Source organism: Bacillus sp. AFS023182, assembly GCF_002560575.1.
In the GTDB taxonomy this organism is placed as follows: Bacteria; Bacillota; Bacilli; order Bacillales; family Bacillaceae_G; genus Bacillus_A; species Bacillus_A arachidis.
In genome coordinates, this window is the sequence record NZ_NTRO01000051.1 from 47,869 (window position 1) to 62,495 (window position 14,627).

Sequence of the window (14,627 nt, forward strand, 5' to 3'; positions counted from 1 at the left end):
GTAGTTTTTTTATGAAAAATAAGGAAATCATGTAAGAATATATTTATTACATTCGTATATATAAGTGAAGGGGGAGCGAATATGGATGATAGGGAATTAGTAGATGAAATAAAAAAACAAAATACAGAAGCATTGGATCAATTGATTCTTCAATATAGTAAGTTGATTTATGGAGTAATTGGAAGTGTATTAGGGGAGCGCCATGAAAGAGTAGAAATTGAAGAGTGTTATAACGATGTTCTCCTCATACTTTGGTATAAAATAGACAGCTTTCAAATTAAAAAAGGACAGCTTAAGAACTGGATTATTTCTATTGCAAAGTTTAAGGCGCTAGATTATAAAAGGAAACTTAAGCAAAAGCATATTGAACAAACAATAGAGCAACTGATTCTACAAGATGATGGAGATGTAGAAAAAGTATTACTCAAAGAAGAGGAAAAAGAGTTTGTTTTACAAGCAATTCATCAGCTAGATGATGTAGACCATAATATTTTTTATCGAAGGTATATTGCTGATGAGAGTATAGAGGATATTTCAAAAGGACTACATATGAGTACAAGTGCAGTGTATACAAGATTATCAAGGGGAAAGCAAAAATTAAAAAGAGTAATGGAGGGGTATTATGAATTGTGAAAACTATAGTATCGATCAAATTGTTTTCGAGCAGTGGGATGAACAAGAAATATCCCAATTTGAAGCAATAGGGGAGCGCCTTATTGGGAATTTGGAGAATAAGAAAAAAGATATTAGAAAACGAATTGCTAGAGAAAATTTTAAAGAGATAGAAGAAAAGGCAAATAATGAATTAGAAGAAAACGAATTTATCGAATTACAATTTCAAGCACAAGCTACAGGCGGCCATCATTTGGGCGCAATTATGTGTTCAGCAGACTATGCTGTAATGCCATTAGCGCTTATGGATGTAGGAAGTCGATTCGTCGTTTTTGGAACAAGACATAAAATTATGATTTATGAAGTAAAGGAGCTTTATCAAATTCAAAGGGCATATATTATTGATTATGATGATATCTTTAAATACTATTACAAAATAAGAAAAGACTATACGGTATTATGTTTTAAAGCTAAAAAGGACAAGTATGATCAATTAAGAGAGTGTTCGAGCTGGATGTTGTATGGGTATTTACAAGGAAGAATTAATATGGTTATTAATAACTCAGATAGAGATGTTATAGCTAAGTATTTTGATAGAGAGATCCATTCGAAAAGAGACCATTAAAAAGGATTTACAAAGAAAGAAAATGAAATGTATGTGTATCGTCGTATATTTGAATTTTTAGATCGCTATCAGTAAAAACTCTATGAAGAAGAGCCATCGAAATAGATGGCTCTTTTTTATGTTTAAGAGTTCTTTAAATCATCAACTAATTTCTCTGCTAAGCGTCTATACATATTGCTCATTGTTACAAATGAGGTTAGCAGTAAGAATTTTTCCAACTCTTTATCTTCAAATGGAGTAGTAGCTTTTAACTCAGCCAATCGGTTATCTACGTCTTTTTTAAAGTTTTCAACATTTATTTTTGTGAGTTCAAGATAATCTTTATAGAGGGTGTCTAGTTCAAAAGTATCTTCGTTTATTATTTTCTCGTTGAGATTTGCCAAAGCACTTTTAATATCATTAATTGAGAGGGCGCCTTTTAATTGATAAATTAAACTAATTAAAATCATATGTTCTTTTGAGTATTTTTTATTTTTTATGGGGATGAACAATTTTCCTTTTGCGTAGTTATTAATCATCGTTTTTGTAAGCACTTTTTCATCTTCTGTTCGTGTTGTATTACCGTAGCTGTTTTCAAATAGTTGAACCACTTGATCTACATATAAATCCACATTAGGGATATCTTCAAGCGTAATGTTTTTTTCTAAATGTAATGTTTCGAGTAAGTTCTTTATGTTTTCCATATAAACCCTCACCTTTGTAGGAATAATGTACACTTTATCTTTTAATATGGTATTACGAAACAAATGAATTGTAAATGTTGACCTTTATATGTAATGTGTATATAATTACATGTAGTTATCAAAACTACATGTAATTATGTGAGGAGTTGTTAATGTGAATGCTTATGTGAGGGAGCCGATTAATGCGTTTACCCATCTAGGGGGTGCCGTTTTATCATTTGTTGCTTTACTAGCTATGCTTGTAAAAGTCTCTGTAAAAATGCCATCTGTTTCTACAATTTCAGCGGTGATTCTATTTGGAGTAGGGATGATGATTCTTTATGCAGCTTCGACCGTGTATCACAGTGTTGTAGCAAGTGAACGTGTTATTTATTTCTTTAGAAAACTGGATCATTCTATGATTTTCATCTTAATTGCAGGCACATATGCGCCTTTTTGTTTAATTACATTAGAAACTGCAAATGGTTTGCTATTATTCGTCTTAGTTTATGTAACCGCTGTGTGTGGTATCGTTTTTAAAATGTTTTGGTTTAATTGTCCAAGGTGGTTATCAACAGCAATTTATCTTATGATGGGATGGTTAATCGTTTTATTCTTTGCACCGCTATCGGAAAATCTAAGTATAGAGGGTATGTTGTTTTTAGTAATTGGTGGCGTTTTTTATACGATTGGTGGATTTATTTACGGAACAAAACCAAAATGGCTAGAATTTAAATATATGGGGCATCATGAAATTTTTCATGTTTTTGTGCTATTAGGTAGTCTTGCCCACTTTATATGTGTATATTGTTATGTTATTTAGTTGAATTAATAAATTTTATTTATGTAAAGGTTACATATCGAGAGGTATGTGGCCTTTTTAGTAGGAAGGGTATGGGGGACGGCAAACTTAGAATCAACCGAAGATAAGGTGATTCTAAGTTTGCTCAATTAAGTGCGCGTTCATTACAGGATTTGATGAGGAATATATCCTTGATGAACTCGAACGAGTTGCTTATGATATACTTTATCACCTTCTTGAGCTGTAGATGAAGATGAGCTGCGTCCGGAGCAATTTGTAATAATATTGGAATGATCGAAGTGAGTGATACGAATTTCATAAAGATTAATTTTATCATCTAAATCTGCATATAAAACTGCTAAATTTCCACTATCCAAGTAGTATGGGAAAGTTACCACTTTATTTTCTCCAACTAGAATTGGTAGTTGTACTGGATTAGAATGGTTGGACCAATCTAATATCTCTACATTAATAGAATGTGCATAATTTCTATCCAAGTTTACAATATTTATTTGGATAGAAGCTGTTTGTGGTTCACGTGTTAATACACCTGTTGAGTGGACTACTTGTTTAGGCATATGATCTCCCCTTTCATAAAACATAAATTTTTAGCTTACGATATTTTATGATAGAGATGTTAGTTTGCTATAAGGAAAATGATTGATTCTACTTATTTCTAAAAGAAATGGGCGGAGAATAATATAGGTTTTTGAATTTTATTCCAATGTCTTTGACATTTATTTTTAGAGGTAATGCTGTTATGATGATGTTATTGTTTTCAGAGTGTGTTATATGAAATGGATTTTATTTATTGTTAGAAAGAAATATACTATTTTGAAAACGTTTTAATTATATGATACAGTGATTGCATTCCTTGGCTTTCTTTCTGTTTTAAGGTAGGAAGTCTGACTTATTTTTAGATAAAAAATGTTAGTACACATGAAATAATAGTTGTTCCCTGTGTATGCAATTTGAAATGGGTAGGACAATATCACTAGTAGGATTTTACGTTATAAGGAGGTTAAGGTGTGGAAAAATATGATTTTCACACGAATATATATGGGGTACGTTGGATTATTACTTTCAGGTGCGGTGTTGTTTTTAAATAGTCTCGTTATATTAGGAAAAGCAGAGGAAAAAAGTGCAGGGGTTTTTAATTTATTTGTAGGAGTGCTACAAATTGTAATTCCGTTTTATCTTATTATGATCTCTGATCAAAGTAATTGGACTGTGTATTCATATGCAGCCACTTTCTTATTTGGATTGACTTATTTATATGTAGGTATCACATTTATTACAGGTATGAGTGGTAATGGGCTAGGATGGTTTTCCTTATGGGTAGCAATTGTTGCATTATTCTATATGGTTGTATCGTTTGTCCAATTTCAAGACATCGTTAATGCACTAACTTGGTTTATGTGGGCACTTCTTTGGTATTTATTTTTTGTATTAAACGTACAAAAAAAGAATATAAATCAATACCTTGGAAGAATAGCATTTGTACAATCTTGGGTAACACTTACGTTTCCGTCTCTTCTTTATTTTATGGGAGTATGGGGAACGCAACTTGTATATCAGGTATGGATTTATGTTTCAGTGCTTTCCATTTTATATTTTTGTTATTGCATTTTTAAATATCGAGTACAATAATTGTTTTACACTAAGAGGAGAATTTATACGGATTCTCTTCTTTTTTTATGTGGTAATAAATTTAAGTATAATCATTTATTTAGTCGCCATAGAAATGAAAATAACTGGGGAATGATGAATGTGAAAAAGATATTATTATTAGGCGAAACAAGGGATTTTGGAAAAGATTAGTAGAAACCCTCTTGCCAGCTGGATATGATGTGACAATTGTAACGCGGGGACTTACGAAAGATTCATTTAATAGTGCTGTTAAATCTTCTAGAGGTGTAGCTTGATTTGGTTTGTTACTACACTTCTTTTTGCTTATACTGTAAAGTAATAGTGTCTTGTTGAAATAGAAGGAGATTGCTTATGAATAAAGTGAAAGAATTAATAGATGAGGCAAGGAAGTTTATTACGACTTGTTATGAAGAGTTAGGTAGAGAGTGGCAAATAGAAGAACGTCTCACTCAAATTGCATCGGAAGTAGAAGCGACAGGAACGTATGAGCATACTTTTGAGGAACTTGTCCATGGTGCACGTATGGCATGGAGAAATAGTAATCGATGTATTGGAAGATTGTTTTGGAATAAAATGCATATATTAGATGCCCGTGAAGTGAATGATGAGGAAGGTGTATATAATGCACTTATTCATCATATTCGATATGCAACGAATAACGGGAAAATTAAACCAACGATTACAATTTTTAAGCAGTATAATGGCGAACAAAATAATATTCGAATTTATAATCATCAGTTGATTCGTTATGCGGGATATGAAACAGAAATGGGAGTGATTGGTGATTCCCATTCAGTTCCATTTACTGCGTTTTGTCAGGAGCTGGGTTGGCATGGGGAAGATACAGGTTTTGATGTATTGCCACTCGTATTTTCTATTGATGGACGAGAACCTGTATATAGAGGAATTCCTAAAGAAGAGGTCAAAGAGGTTGAGATTGAGCATCCGGAATATCCATTTGCATCTTTAGGGGCAAAATGGTATGGAGTACCAATGATTTCAGATATGCGTCTAGAGATTGGAGGTATTTCTTATACCGCTGCTCCTTTTAATGGCTGGTATATGGGAACAGAAATTGGTGCACGTAATTTAGCAGATCATGATCGTTATAATTTACTACCTGCTGTTGCAGAAATGATGAACCTGGATACATCTAGAAACGGTACACTATGGAAAGATAAAGCGTTAGTAGAGTTAAATATAGCTGTTTTACATTCGTTCAAGAAACAGGGAGTAAGTATTGTTGATCACCATACAGCAGCGCAGCAATTTGCACAATTTGAAAAGCAAGAAGCTGCTTGTGGACGCGTTGTGACGGGAAACTGGGTCTGGCTCATTCCACCATTATCGCCGGCTACAACTCATATTTATCACAAACCTTATCCCAATGATATTCTAACTCCAAATTTTTTTCATAAATAATAAAAAAGCATTGAAATGAAGAATTTCAATGCTTTTTTGATTAGGTTTAGTCTAGTACTTTTCCTTTTGTCTCCGGTACACATACTAGCATTGTGATAAGCCCAATTGAATAAATGACATAATAATGAGCCCGAATGTTGTCATTGTTACTTTATTATTTGAAAATAATTTGCAAAGTGGGAACTTTTTTATATGCTTCAGTGTTTCAAATTCAGCAACTGTTAAAGTGCCTTTTCGTTCCTTTTGGAGTAGTTCTTTCTTATATTCCGACTTCCTTCTCAACCTCACGGGGCTGTGTTAAAGGACTGTAATTATATTGCTTTAGTTTTAGTATTCTTGAGTTTTGTTGTCAGATAAATAATATGTGGTTATTTTAAATGCCTTATATTATAAAATTACATGAAATATACGGTGTTCTCCTTGACGGTACCTTCACTATTTTCCGATAATAAAACTAACTAAACAAACAGAGGATGAATCACGGATGCTAGATTTAGTACTTATGATGATTGAGCGCGTTGGATTAATTGTTATATTGGGTTTTTTACTTTCACATATTAAAACATTTCGGCGCATTCTTCATAAACAGGATGAATATAAAGACAAGCTGATGCTTATTTGTATTTTTTCGTTATTTGCAATTCTAAGCAATTACACGGGAATTGAGATTGCAGGAAATACAATTATGAATGAAAATTGGCTGCAAGGTGTTTCTTCATCAAGTACGATTGCCAATACGCGTATTATGGGTGTTGGAATTAGTGGATTATTAGGTGGCCCGATTATCGGAATAGGCGTCGGATTTATTGCTGGTATTCATCGTTATATGCTTGGGGGAACGACAGCTCTTAGCTGTGCAATTTCATCTATTTTGGCAGGAATTATTACTGGCTATATTGGGTATATTTTCCGAAAGTATAATCGTGTCATTACACCTAAAATGTCAGCTATTTTAAGTGTTTTTATTGTTACTTTAGAAATGGTTATGATTTTGTTTATTGTAGAAGATGGTTTTAATGTTGTGAAAACGATCGCATTACCTATGATTCTTGTAAACAGTTTCGGTAGTTATATTTTACTTTCGATGGTACAAGCTATTTTGCGCCAAGAAGAAAATGCGAGAGCGTTGCAAACACATAAAGTACTACGTATCGCAGATAAGACCCTTCCTTATTTTCGGCAAGGCTTAACGGAGGAATCGTGTAAACATGTGGCACAAATTATCCATCGCTTTACAGGGACAGATGCGGTATCTTTAACCGATACTGAAAAAATATTAGCGCATATTGGGCTAGCATCCGATCATCATATTCCTTCTCATAGTCTAATTACAGGACTATCAAAAGAAGTGTTAAACACAGGGAAAATAATGAAAGCGAAATCGAGGGTGGCTATTAAGTGTCAGCATGAAGGTTGCCCATTACAAGCAGCGGTGGTTATTCCGTTAACGTCACATGGGAATACAATTGGGACATTAAAGCTGTATTTTAAAAACCCGAACCGATTAAGTCGTGTAGAAGAGGAATTAGCAGAAGGATTAGCAAAGATTTTCTCTACACAGCTTGAGTTAGGCGAGGCAGAACTACAAAGTAAATTACTTCAAGATGCAGAAATAAAGGCATTGCAAGCACAAGTCAATCCGCACTTTTTATTTAATGCGATTAATACAGTATCAGCTTTATGCCGCACAGATGTAGAAAAGGCAAGGAAGCTGTTATTACAACTTAGCGTTTATTTTCGCTGTAATTTACAGGGAGCACGTCAGTTACTTATTCCATTAGAGCAAGAGCTGAATCATGTACATGCATATTTATCATTAGAACAAGCACGGTTCCCAAATAAATATGAGGTGAAAACGTATATTGAAGAAGGATTACAGACAGTTTTGTTGCCACCATTTGTATTACAGTTATTAGTGGAAAATGCACTTCGTCACGCCTTTCCGAAAAAACAACCTATTTGTCAGGTAGAGATTTATGCTCATGCTAAAGGGAACATGGTTCACTTTAAAGTGAAAGATAATGGTCAGGGAATTGAACAAGAGCGCTTAGAGCAATTAGGAAGAGCTGTTGTACCATCAAAAAAAGGAACGGGAACAGCTTTATATAACATCAATGAGCGATTAATAGGGTTATTTGGGAAGGGAACAATACTTCATATTAAGAGTGAACTAGAAAAAGGAACAGAGATCTTCTTTGCAATTCCGATTCAAAGTGTAAGGGAGGAAGGAAGTAGTGTTAAAGGTATTAGTAGTAGATGATGAGATGTTAGCAAGAGATGAGTTGAAGTATCTATTACAACGAACAAAGGAAGTTGACGTAATTGAGGAAGCAGATTGTGTAGAAGATGCATTAGAACAGCTGATGGGTAGTAAACCGGATCTTGTTTTTTTAGATATTCAGCTTTCAGATGATAATGGATTTGAGATTGCAAATATATTAAAGAAAATGAAGAACCCGCCGGCCATTGTTTTTGCAACAGCGTATGATCAATATGCGCTGCAAGCATTCGAAGTGGATGCGTTAGACTATATTTTAAAACCATTTGATGAAGAGCGAATTGCACAGACGCTGAAAAAATATAAGAAACGAAAGCAAAGTGAAACAGAGAAAAAGCAAGACGTGAAGGTACCAGACGTAACTGCTGAGATGCATAAGCTTGCGTTGCCAATAGAGGAATCTATTGTACTTGTGAATATTGAAGACATCGTTTATGTAGGGCTCGTTGATGGGAAAGTAACTGTAAAGACGATTCGAGAAACATATGTAACACATGATACACTTGTTATTTTAGAAAAAAAATTACCACAAACAAGTTTTATGCGCGTTCATCGTAGTTTTATTGCGAATATCAATCATATTTCAGAAATACAGCCTTGGTTTAATTCCACTTATAATTTGATTATGAAAGATACTTCCAAAGTACCGGTAAGTCGGACATATGCAAAGGAACTCAAAAAGCTGCTTCGTATTTAAGAAGCAGTGATGGCAAGCATTGCTGTAACAGTAGTTGTTATTCCGATAGTTATGCCATTTATCGGTTAACGGAATATAATTTATAAAAAGTATAAAAGCGAGCTGTTAGTAGAACAGATTTCTATTGATAGCTCGCTTTTTGTGTTACAGTAATGGTAAGACCTATTTTTATACGAGAAAAAAAGAATTTTCCTTAAATCTTCATTAATACTTTATAGAATGCGTTCTGAAAAGGATGATTGTATTGTAAAATAGAAAGTAACAGGATTTATTACACGTTAACAGGCAGTAATATCTAGAGCTTAAATCTAGCGTCAGCAAAAAATTTAAGTAGAGAATAAGTTGCCTGGGAAAGCCCGATTTATGAGGGAGGATAATAGGGGGAAGATAGAGAAAACCCACTTTTTAAAGTTTCACTTTATAGGACAGGAGAGATCACTCGTCGATTATGCAAATGAAAAACCTGTTTCAAAGCAAAGGATTTCAGAGGTTACTTGTATTACTCTTACTAGCCCTTATGTTATACGGGCTAAAAAGTATGTTTAATTTAATTTTAATTACGTTCATTTTTACGTATTTAATGGATCGATTCCAAAAGTTTATTTCTCGGAAATTAAATAACTTTATGCCGATTAATCGGAAAATTATTATAGCATTCTTATATGTACTGTTAGTTGGTGGGATCTCCATTACATTATTTAAATATCTACCGGTATTAACGGTACAAATTTCACAATTGATCTACCAGTTCAATGTGTTCCTTAAAAATCCACCTGATAATGAGATTATAAAGGCTTCAATTAATGCTATTAACCATATGGAGCTTTCCAAATATGTGGGGCAAGGTGTAGATATTCTTTATAAGTCTATTGCCAATGTCGGGAAATTTGGTTTGCAATTTTTACTTTCACTTATTTTAAGTTTGTTCTTCTTACTTGAAAAAGCTCGTATTGTAGCTTTTACTGCGAAATTTAAAGAGAGTAGACTTGCAATTTTTTATAACGAAATTGAATATTTTGGAAAGAAGTTTGCTCGTTCATTTGGAAAAGTAATTGAAGCGCAATTTCTAATTGCAATTGTTAATTGTATCTTATCAGTGATTGCGTTATGGATTTTAGGATTTCCACAATTACTCGGATTAGCGCTAATGATTTTCTTACTTGGTTTAATTCCGGTAGCTGGTGTAATCATTTCGCTCGTTCCACTTTGTATGATTGCTTATAATATTGGTAGCATTACTTATGTAGTGTATATTTTAATAATTGTTGGTGTTATTCATGCACTTGAAAGTTATGTCTTAAATCCTAAATTTATGTCGCAAAAAACTAATTTACCGATTTTCTATACATTTATGGTATTAATTTTCTCAGAACACTTTTTAGGTGTATGGGGACTGATTATCGGTATCCCAATCTTTATGTTTTTATTAGATGTGTTGGATGTAACGAGTGATGAAAAAGAAATGGATCTTGCTGAATAATAAAGTAGAAAAAGCATCGGGCGCTGATGCTTTTTCTTTCATATTGTCTACCTTTATATGCCATACTGTAGAAAGAATAAAGTGAAACTTTAATCAGTGGGGATTTTCTTCATCCCCCACTGATTATTAGTTGAACCAATCAGACCTTAACGGGCAGTTGATCAGCCACCGACCTTCCTTATTTCTATCTGAACCTTGAGGTGGGGGCTTACTGCCCGTTAAGGCGGGATAAATAGTGAGGTGATGCAAATTGACTATAAATAAAAAAGTAGAGCTTGCTACATTTGCTGGAGGGTGTTTCTGGTGTATGGTTTCACCATTTGAAGAGATGGAAGGAATCATTAAGGTTGTTTCAGGTTATACGGGCGGGCATAAAGAGAATCCAACATATAAAGAAGTATGCTCAGAAACGACAGGGCACTATGAAGCGGTACAAATTACATTCGATGCAAATAAAATGCCATATGAAAAATTACTAGACATATATTGGAGACAGATTGATCCAACAGATGTCGGCGGTCAATTTCATGATCGCGGACATTCTTATGAAACTGTAATTTTTTATCATAGTGAGAAGCAACGTGAACAAGCAGAAGATTCAAAAACGGCACTTGCTGAGAGCGGTCGTTTTTCTAAACCAATTGTTACAAAAATTCTTCCGGCTACTACGTTCTTCTCAGCTGAAGAGTATCATCAAGATTATCACAAGAAGAATGCTTTCCGTTATGAATTATACCGTCAAGGATCAGGTCGGGATGCTTTTATTAAAAAACATTGGCCAAAAGATAATGCGCACTTAAAAGAACGATTAACAGATATGCAATTTTATGTAACGCAAGAAAATGGTACAGAACCGCCTTTTCAAAATGAATATTGGGATCATAAAGAGGAAGGCATTTATGTAGATATTGTTTCCGGTGAACCACTATTTACTTCTTTAGATAAATTTGATAGCGGATGCGGATGGCCAAGTTTTACAAAGCCGGTTATGTCAGCTAGTGTAAAAGAGAAACTGGATGTTAGTCACAATATGACGCGTACGGAAGTAAGAAGTAAGGAAGGAGATTCTCATCTTGGTCATGTATTCCCAGATGGACCAGGTCCAAATGGTCTCCGTTATTGTATTAATTCAGCGGCAATTCGCTTTATTTCGAAAGAGGAATTAGAAAAAGAAGGCTATGGAGATTTTCTCATTTTGTTTGGAAATAAAAAATAACCTCGCTGCGCGCGAGGTTATTTTTTTATTCTACAGTTTTCTTTTTAAATTTGCTGAGTACTTCATACACAATTGGAACGATAAGGAGTGTTAATAATGTTGAACTTGTTAATCCACCAATTACCGTTACTCCAAGGCCTTTAGAAATTAATCCACTGCCCTCAAATCCTAGTGCAAGTGGGATAAGAGCGCCAATTGTTGCGATTGCAGTCATTAGAATTGGACGTAAGCGTGTTGCTCCAGCTTCTAATAATGCTTCGCGCGTTGATAGGCCTTCGCGCTCTTTATGAATAACACGGTCGATAAGCACGATAGCATTCGTTACAACGATACCGATTAACATAAGGGCACCAATCATCGCTGATACGCTTAATGTCTCACCAGAGATTAAGAGTGCAACAAGGGCACCGATAATTGTAAATGGTAGCGAGAATAGAATTGCGAGTGGTGCAAGGGCACCGCCAAATGTAACGACAAGAACGAAGTATACAATGGCAATCGCAGCTAACATCGCTAAACCAAGTTGCTGGAATGATTCTTGGATATCCTTTGTAACGCCGCCCATGGTAACATCTACACCAGAGGGAAGATCCATTTTATCGACTTCTTTCTGAATGGCAGCAGATGCTTTTGAAACGTCATCGGATGTTAATTTTGCACTTACTTCAGCATAAACACGTCCATCGCGATGTTTTACTGTATTGGAAGTTTCACCTTCTTTTACAGTCATAACATCTTTAACGGCTACTTCGTTGCCAAGTGGTGTTGTAATTTTGCGGTCTGTTAAATCATTAATTGTTTCATAATCATGTTTTTCTGCTTCTACATAAACGTTAATATCTTTACCATCTTTTTTAATTGTTGTAAGAACAGGGCGATCATGTTGATTAGAAAGTCCCATTCCAATTTGGGCAGCGGTTAGCCCCATTTTACTTAGTTTTTCTTGATCTGCGACTAATGTGTATTCTGCGTATGTTTTTGCAATACTAGAGTCGACATCTTTCAAGTCTTTTTCTTTCTTCATGATACTTTGAATATCTTTAACGACAGGTTTGATGTCTTCTGAACTATCTCCGTATACGTATAGCTTAATTTCATTGCTACCGCCACTAGTCCCGAAGTCTTGGCTTTTCCATTCACCTTTTCCTGTCATCTTTTTCAAGTCTTTAATGACTTGTTCTTTCTCTTTTTCAAAGTTCTTCGTTTCATTATCATACTGGACGAAGAACATAGCTTGATTTGTTTTACCAGGACTCATTGGGTTTTCTCCGCCTAATGAGAATTGAATTGTTTTTACATCCTTTTTATCTTGGAAGTGTTTTTCAGCTTTTGTTGCTATCTTTTCAACGTCTTCTAATGTTTGTCCTGGTTCAGGATTATACGTTGCAATAATCATTTTTTCTTCTTCAGATGGTAAGAAACTTACACCGATAATTGGTACAAGTGCAAGGCTACCTACTAATAAAAGAACAGCGATGCTAGATGTAATGATTTTATGGTTTAATGCCCAACCAAGCACACGTTTATAGCCGTTTGCTAATTTGCTTGGTTTTTCTTCATGATGTGCTTGTTTTTCTTTCATGCTTTCCTTTTTAAATAAGGAATGAGCTAACATCGGCACAATTGTAATCGCTACAAGTAATGAAGCTAACAAGGCAAACACAATTGTTAAAGCGAATGGTAGGAACATTTCACCGATCATACCTTTTACAAGTCCAAGTGGTAAGAAGACAGCAATTGTTACAATTGTTGAAGACATAATTGGAACAAACATCTCTTTTGTTGCTTCACGAATTAAGTCTTTTCCTCGTAATTTCTCCTCTGATAGGGACATACGTCGGTAAATATTTTCAATAACAACGATTGAATCATCGACAACGCGTCCAATGGCAACGGTCATCGCTCCAAGCGTCATCATATTAAGTGTAATATCCAGCTGTTTTAGTACTAAAATAGCCATTAATAAAGAAAGTGGTATAGAGACGACAGAAATCAATGTTGTTCGGATGTTTCGTAAGAACAACATAATAATGACAATAGCAAAGATGGCACCAAAGATTGCTTTGCTCAGCATTGTATCAACTGATTTCTCAATCGGTGCACCTTGGTCAAATGTTGAGATAATTTCTAAGTCTTTATATTTCTTTTCAAAGTCTTTTACTTTGTCTTTTACGGCATTTACGACATCAACTGTATTTGCATCAGCTGCTTTGACAATTTGAATGCCGATGGCTTCCTTACCATTTGTACGCGAAATAGATTCGGCTTTTCCGACTTCCTTAATATCAGCAATTTCTTCTAATGCAACAGTAGGGATCCCATTAGCTGCAGCTGGATTCATCTGTGGTGCTTGAGATCTAGCCCCTGGATTACCCTGACCACTTGCCGCTGAAGGGACGGCAGGAATCTTCATTTCTTTTAAAGCTTTAATTGTTGTAATATTACCATCTACAACAACGGATTTCTCCGTATCTTTAAATGTATAGAGTCCAAGTGGTAGAGATACATCAGAGCCTTTAATGATATTCTTAACAGTATCTTCACTTAACCCTAATTCTTTCATTTTATCTGTTTTAAAGACAAGTTGTACTTCATTTACTTGTTGTCCCGAAGTTTGAACAGATGCAACGCCATCAAGTCCTTTTAATCCTGGAACAATATTTTTTTCAACCTTTTCAGTTAAGGAAGCTAAAGATTCATCTTTACTTGCTACGCTTAATGAAATAACAGGAAAGGCATTAAAGTTTACTCGGGAAACTTTTGGATCTTGCACGCCTTCTGGTAATTTTATATTCGCAAGTGCTTCTTTAATTTCGGTTTCAGCTTTCTCCATATTCTTATCAAAGTCATATTCTACTTGAATAGAAGAGGCATTTTGATAAGAGGAAGAACTGACAACATTGACGCCGCTTAAATTCTGCAGTTGCTGTTCCATCGGTTTTGATACCTTATCGGCTACTTCCGCTGGTGTAGCACCAGGATAAACCGTTGTTACTGTTACAACAGGTGTTGTAATGTCAGGGATTGTTTCTAGTTTCATATTAAGTCCAGAATAAATCCCTGTCACGGTAACGAGAATGGTTAATAGCCAAACTGCGAACTTGTTTTTTAACGAAAAGTTAATAATTTTGTTCATGTTTGCACTCCTTTTTATAATTAATATTGACCAACTGGTCAGTCTAA

The 14,627-nt window shown here is 34.7% G+C and carries 12 protein-coding genes and 2 pseudogenes; 10 read left to right on the forward strand and 4 right to left on the reverse strand.

Annotated elements, in window-relative coordinates:
- Nucleotides 1-81 precede the first annotated feature (81 nt).
- Entirely contained in the window at nt 82-633 is a 552-nt protein-coding gene (locus CN288_RS19805; RefSeq protein ID WP_026592135.1) for a sigma-70 family RNA polymerase sigma factor, read from the forward strand.
- Nucleotides 623-1,237 carry a hypothetical protein gene (locus CN288_RS19810; protein WP_098302934.1) on the forward strand — a complete coding sequence of 205 codons (615 nt, stop codon included), beginning with the start codon at nt 623-625 and terminating at the stop codon, nt 1,235-1,237. The genes CN288_RS19805 and CN288_RS19810 overlap by 11 nt, the downstream gene beginning before the upstream one ends.
- Nucleotides 1,238-1,359: 122 nt before the next feature.
- Here CN288_RS19810 and CN288_RS19815 read toward each other — a convergent pair whose 3' ends face one another.
- The gene (locus CN288_RS19815; RefSeq protein ID WP_026592133.1) at nt 1,360-1,920 is read right to left on the reverse strand and encodes a DUF1836 domain-containing protein; all 561 of its coding nucleotides are present in this window, start codon (nt 1,918-1,920) and stop codon (nt 1,360-1,362) included.
- A 154-nt stretch (nt 1,921-2,074) separates the two neighbouring features.
- Here CN288_RS19815 and trhA point away from each other — a divergent pair, with 154 nt between their 5' ends.
- On the forward strand, nt 2,075-2,722 hold the full coding sequence (gene trhA, locus CN288_RS19820; protein WP_098302935.1) for a PAQR family membrane homeostasis protein TrhA: 648 nt from the start codon (nt 2,075-2,077) through the stop codon (nt 2,720-2,722).
- Between the two features lie 143 nt (nt 2,723-2,865).
- Here trhA and CN288_RS19825 read toward each other — a convergent pair whose 3' ends face one another.
- Nucleotides 2,866-3,279 (reverse strand): hypothetical protein, encoded by a 414-nt coding sequence (locus CN288_RS19825; RefSeq protein ID WP_098302936.1) that lies wholly within the window; start codon nt 3,277-3,279, stop codon nt 2,866-2,868.
- A gap of 481 nt (nt 3,280-3,760) precedes the next feature.
- On the opposite strand from CN288_RS19825, the gene CN288_RS19830 reads away from it, so the two are divergent.
- A complete protein-coding gene (locus CN288_RS19830) occupies nt 3,761-4,351 on the forward strand; it encodes an AmiS/UreI family transporter (protein ID WP_026592130.1) in 591 nt (196 codons plus the stop codon).
- Nucleotides 4,352-4,702: 351 nt separating this feature from the next.
- Nucleotides 4,703-5,773 (forward strand): nitric oxide synthase oxygenase, encoded by a 1,071-nt coding sequence (locus CN288_RS19840; protein ID WP_026592129.1) that lies wholly within the window; start codon nt 4,703-4,705, stop codon nt 5,771-5,773.
- Between the two features lie 105 nt (nt 5,774-5,878).
- Here the strand turns inward: CN288_RS19840 and CN288_RS19845 are convergent.
- Nucleotides 5,879-6,049 (reverse strand): annotated as a pseudogene (locus CN288_RS19845) (MFS transporter); the annotation flags it as partial.
- A 208-nt stretch (nt 6,050-6,257) separates the two neighbouring features.
- Here CN288_RS19845 and CN288_RS19850 point away from each other — a divergent pair.
- The 5 genes and pseudogenes from CN288_RS19850 (at nt 6,258) to msrB (ending at nt 11,444) form a co-directional block, all read left to right on the forward strand.
- Nucleotides 6,258-8,033, forward strand: coding sequence for a sensor histidine kinase (locus CN288_RS19850; protein ID WP_098302937.1), 1,776 nt, complete (start codon nt 6,258-6,260; stop codon nt 8,031-8,033).
- Nucleotides 8,008-8,748: a LytR/AlgR family response regulator transcription factor gene (locus tag CN288_RS19855; RefSeq protein WP_026592127.1), complete on the forward strand. Its 741-nt coding sequence runs from the start codon at nt 8,008-8,010 to the stop codon at nt 8,746-8,748. Before CN288_RS19850 ends, CN288_RS19855 begins: the two co-directional genes overlap by 26 nt.
- A gap of 448 nt (nt 8,749-9,196) precedes the next feature.
- Nucleotides 9,197-10,228, forward strand: a complete 1,032-nt coding sequence (locus CN288_RS19860; protein ID WP_026592126.1) for an AI-2E family transporter — start codon at nt 9,197-9,199, stop codon at nt 10,226-10,228.
- Between the two features lie 250 nt (nt 10,229-10,478).
- Nucleotides 10,479-10,946, forward strand: a pseudogene (msrA, locus tag CN288_RS30255) (peptide-methionine (S)-S-oxide reductase MsrA); the annotation flags it as partial.
- Nucleotides 10,947-10,991: 45 nt separating this feature from the next.
- Nucleotides 10,992-11,444 (forward strand): peptide-methionine (R)-S-oxide reductase MsrB, encoded by a 453-nt coding sequence (gene msrB / locus CN288_RS30260; RefSeq protein ID WP_372440484.1) that lies wholly within the window; start codon nt 10,992-10,994, stop codon nt 11,442-11,444.
- A 25-nt stretch (nt 11,445-11,469) separates the two neighbouring features.
- Here the strand turns inward: msrB and CN288_RS19870 are convergent, their stop codons facing one another.
- Nucleotides 11,470-14,580, reverse strand: a complete 3,111-nt coding sequence (locus CN288_RS19870; protein WP_098302938.1) for an efflux RND transporter permease subunit — start codon at nt 14,578-14,580, stop codon at nt 11,470-11,472.
- Between the last annotated feature and the right edge of the window lie 47 nt (nt 14,581-14,627).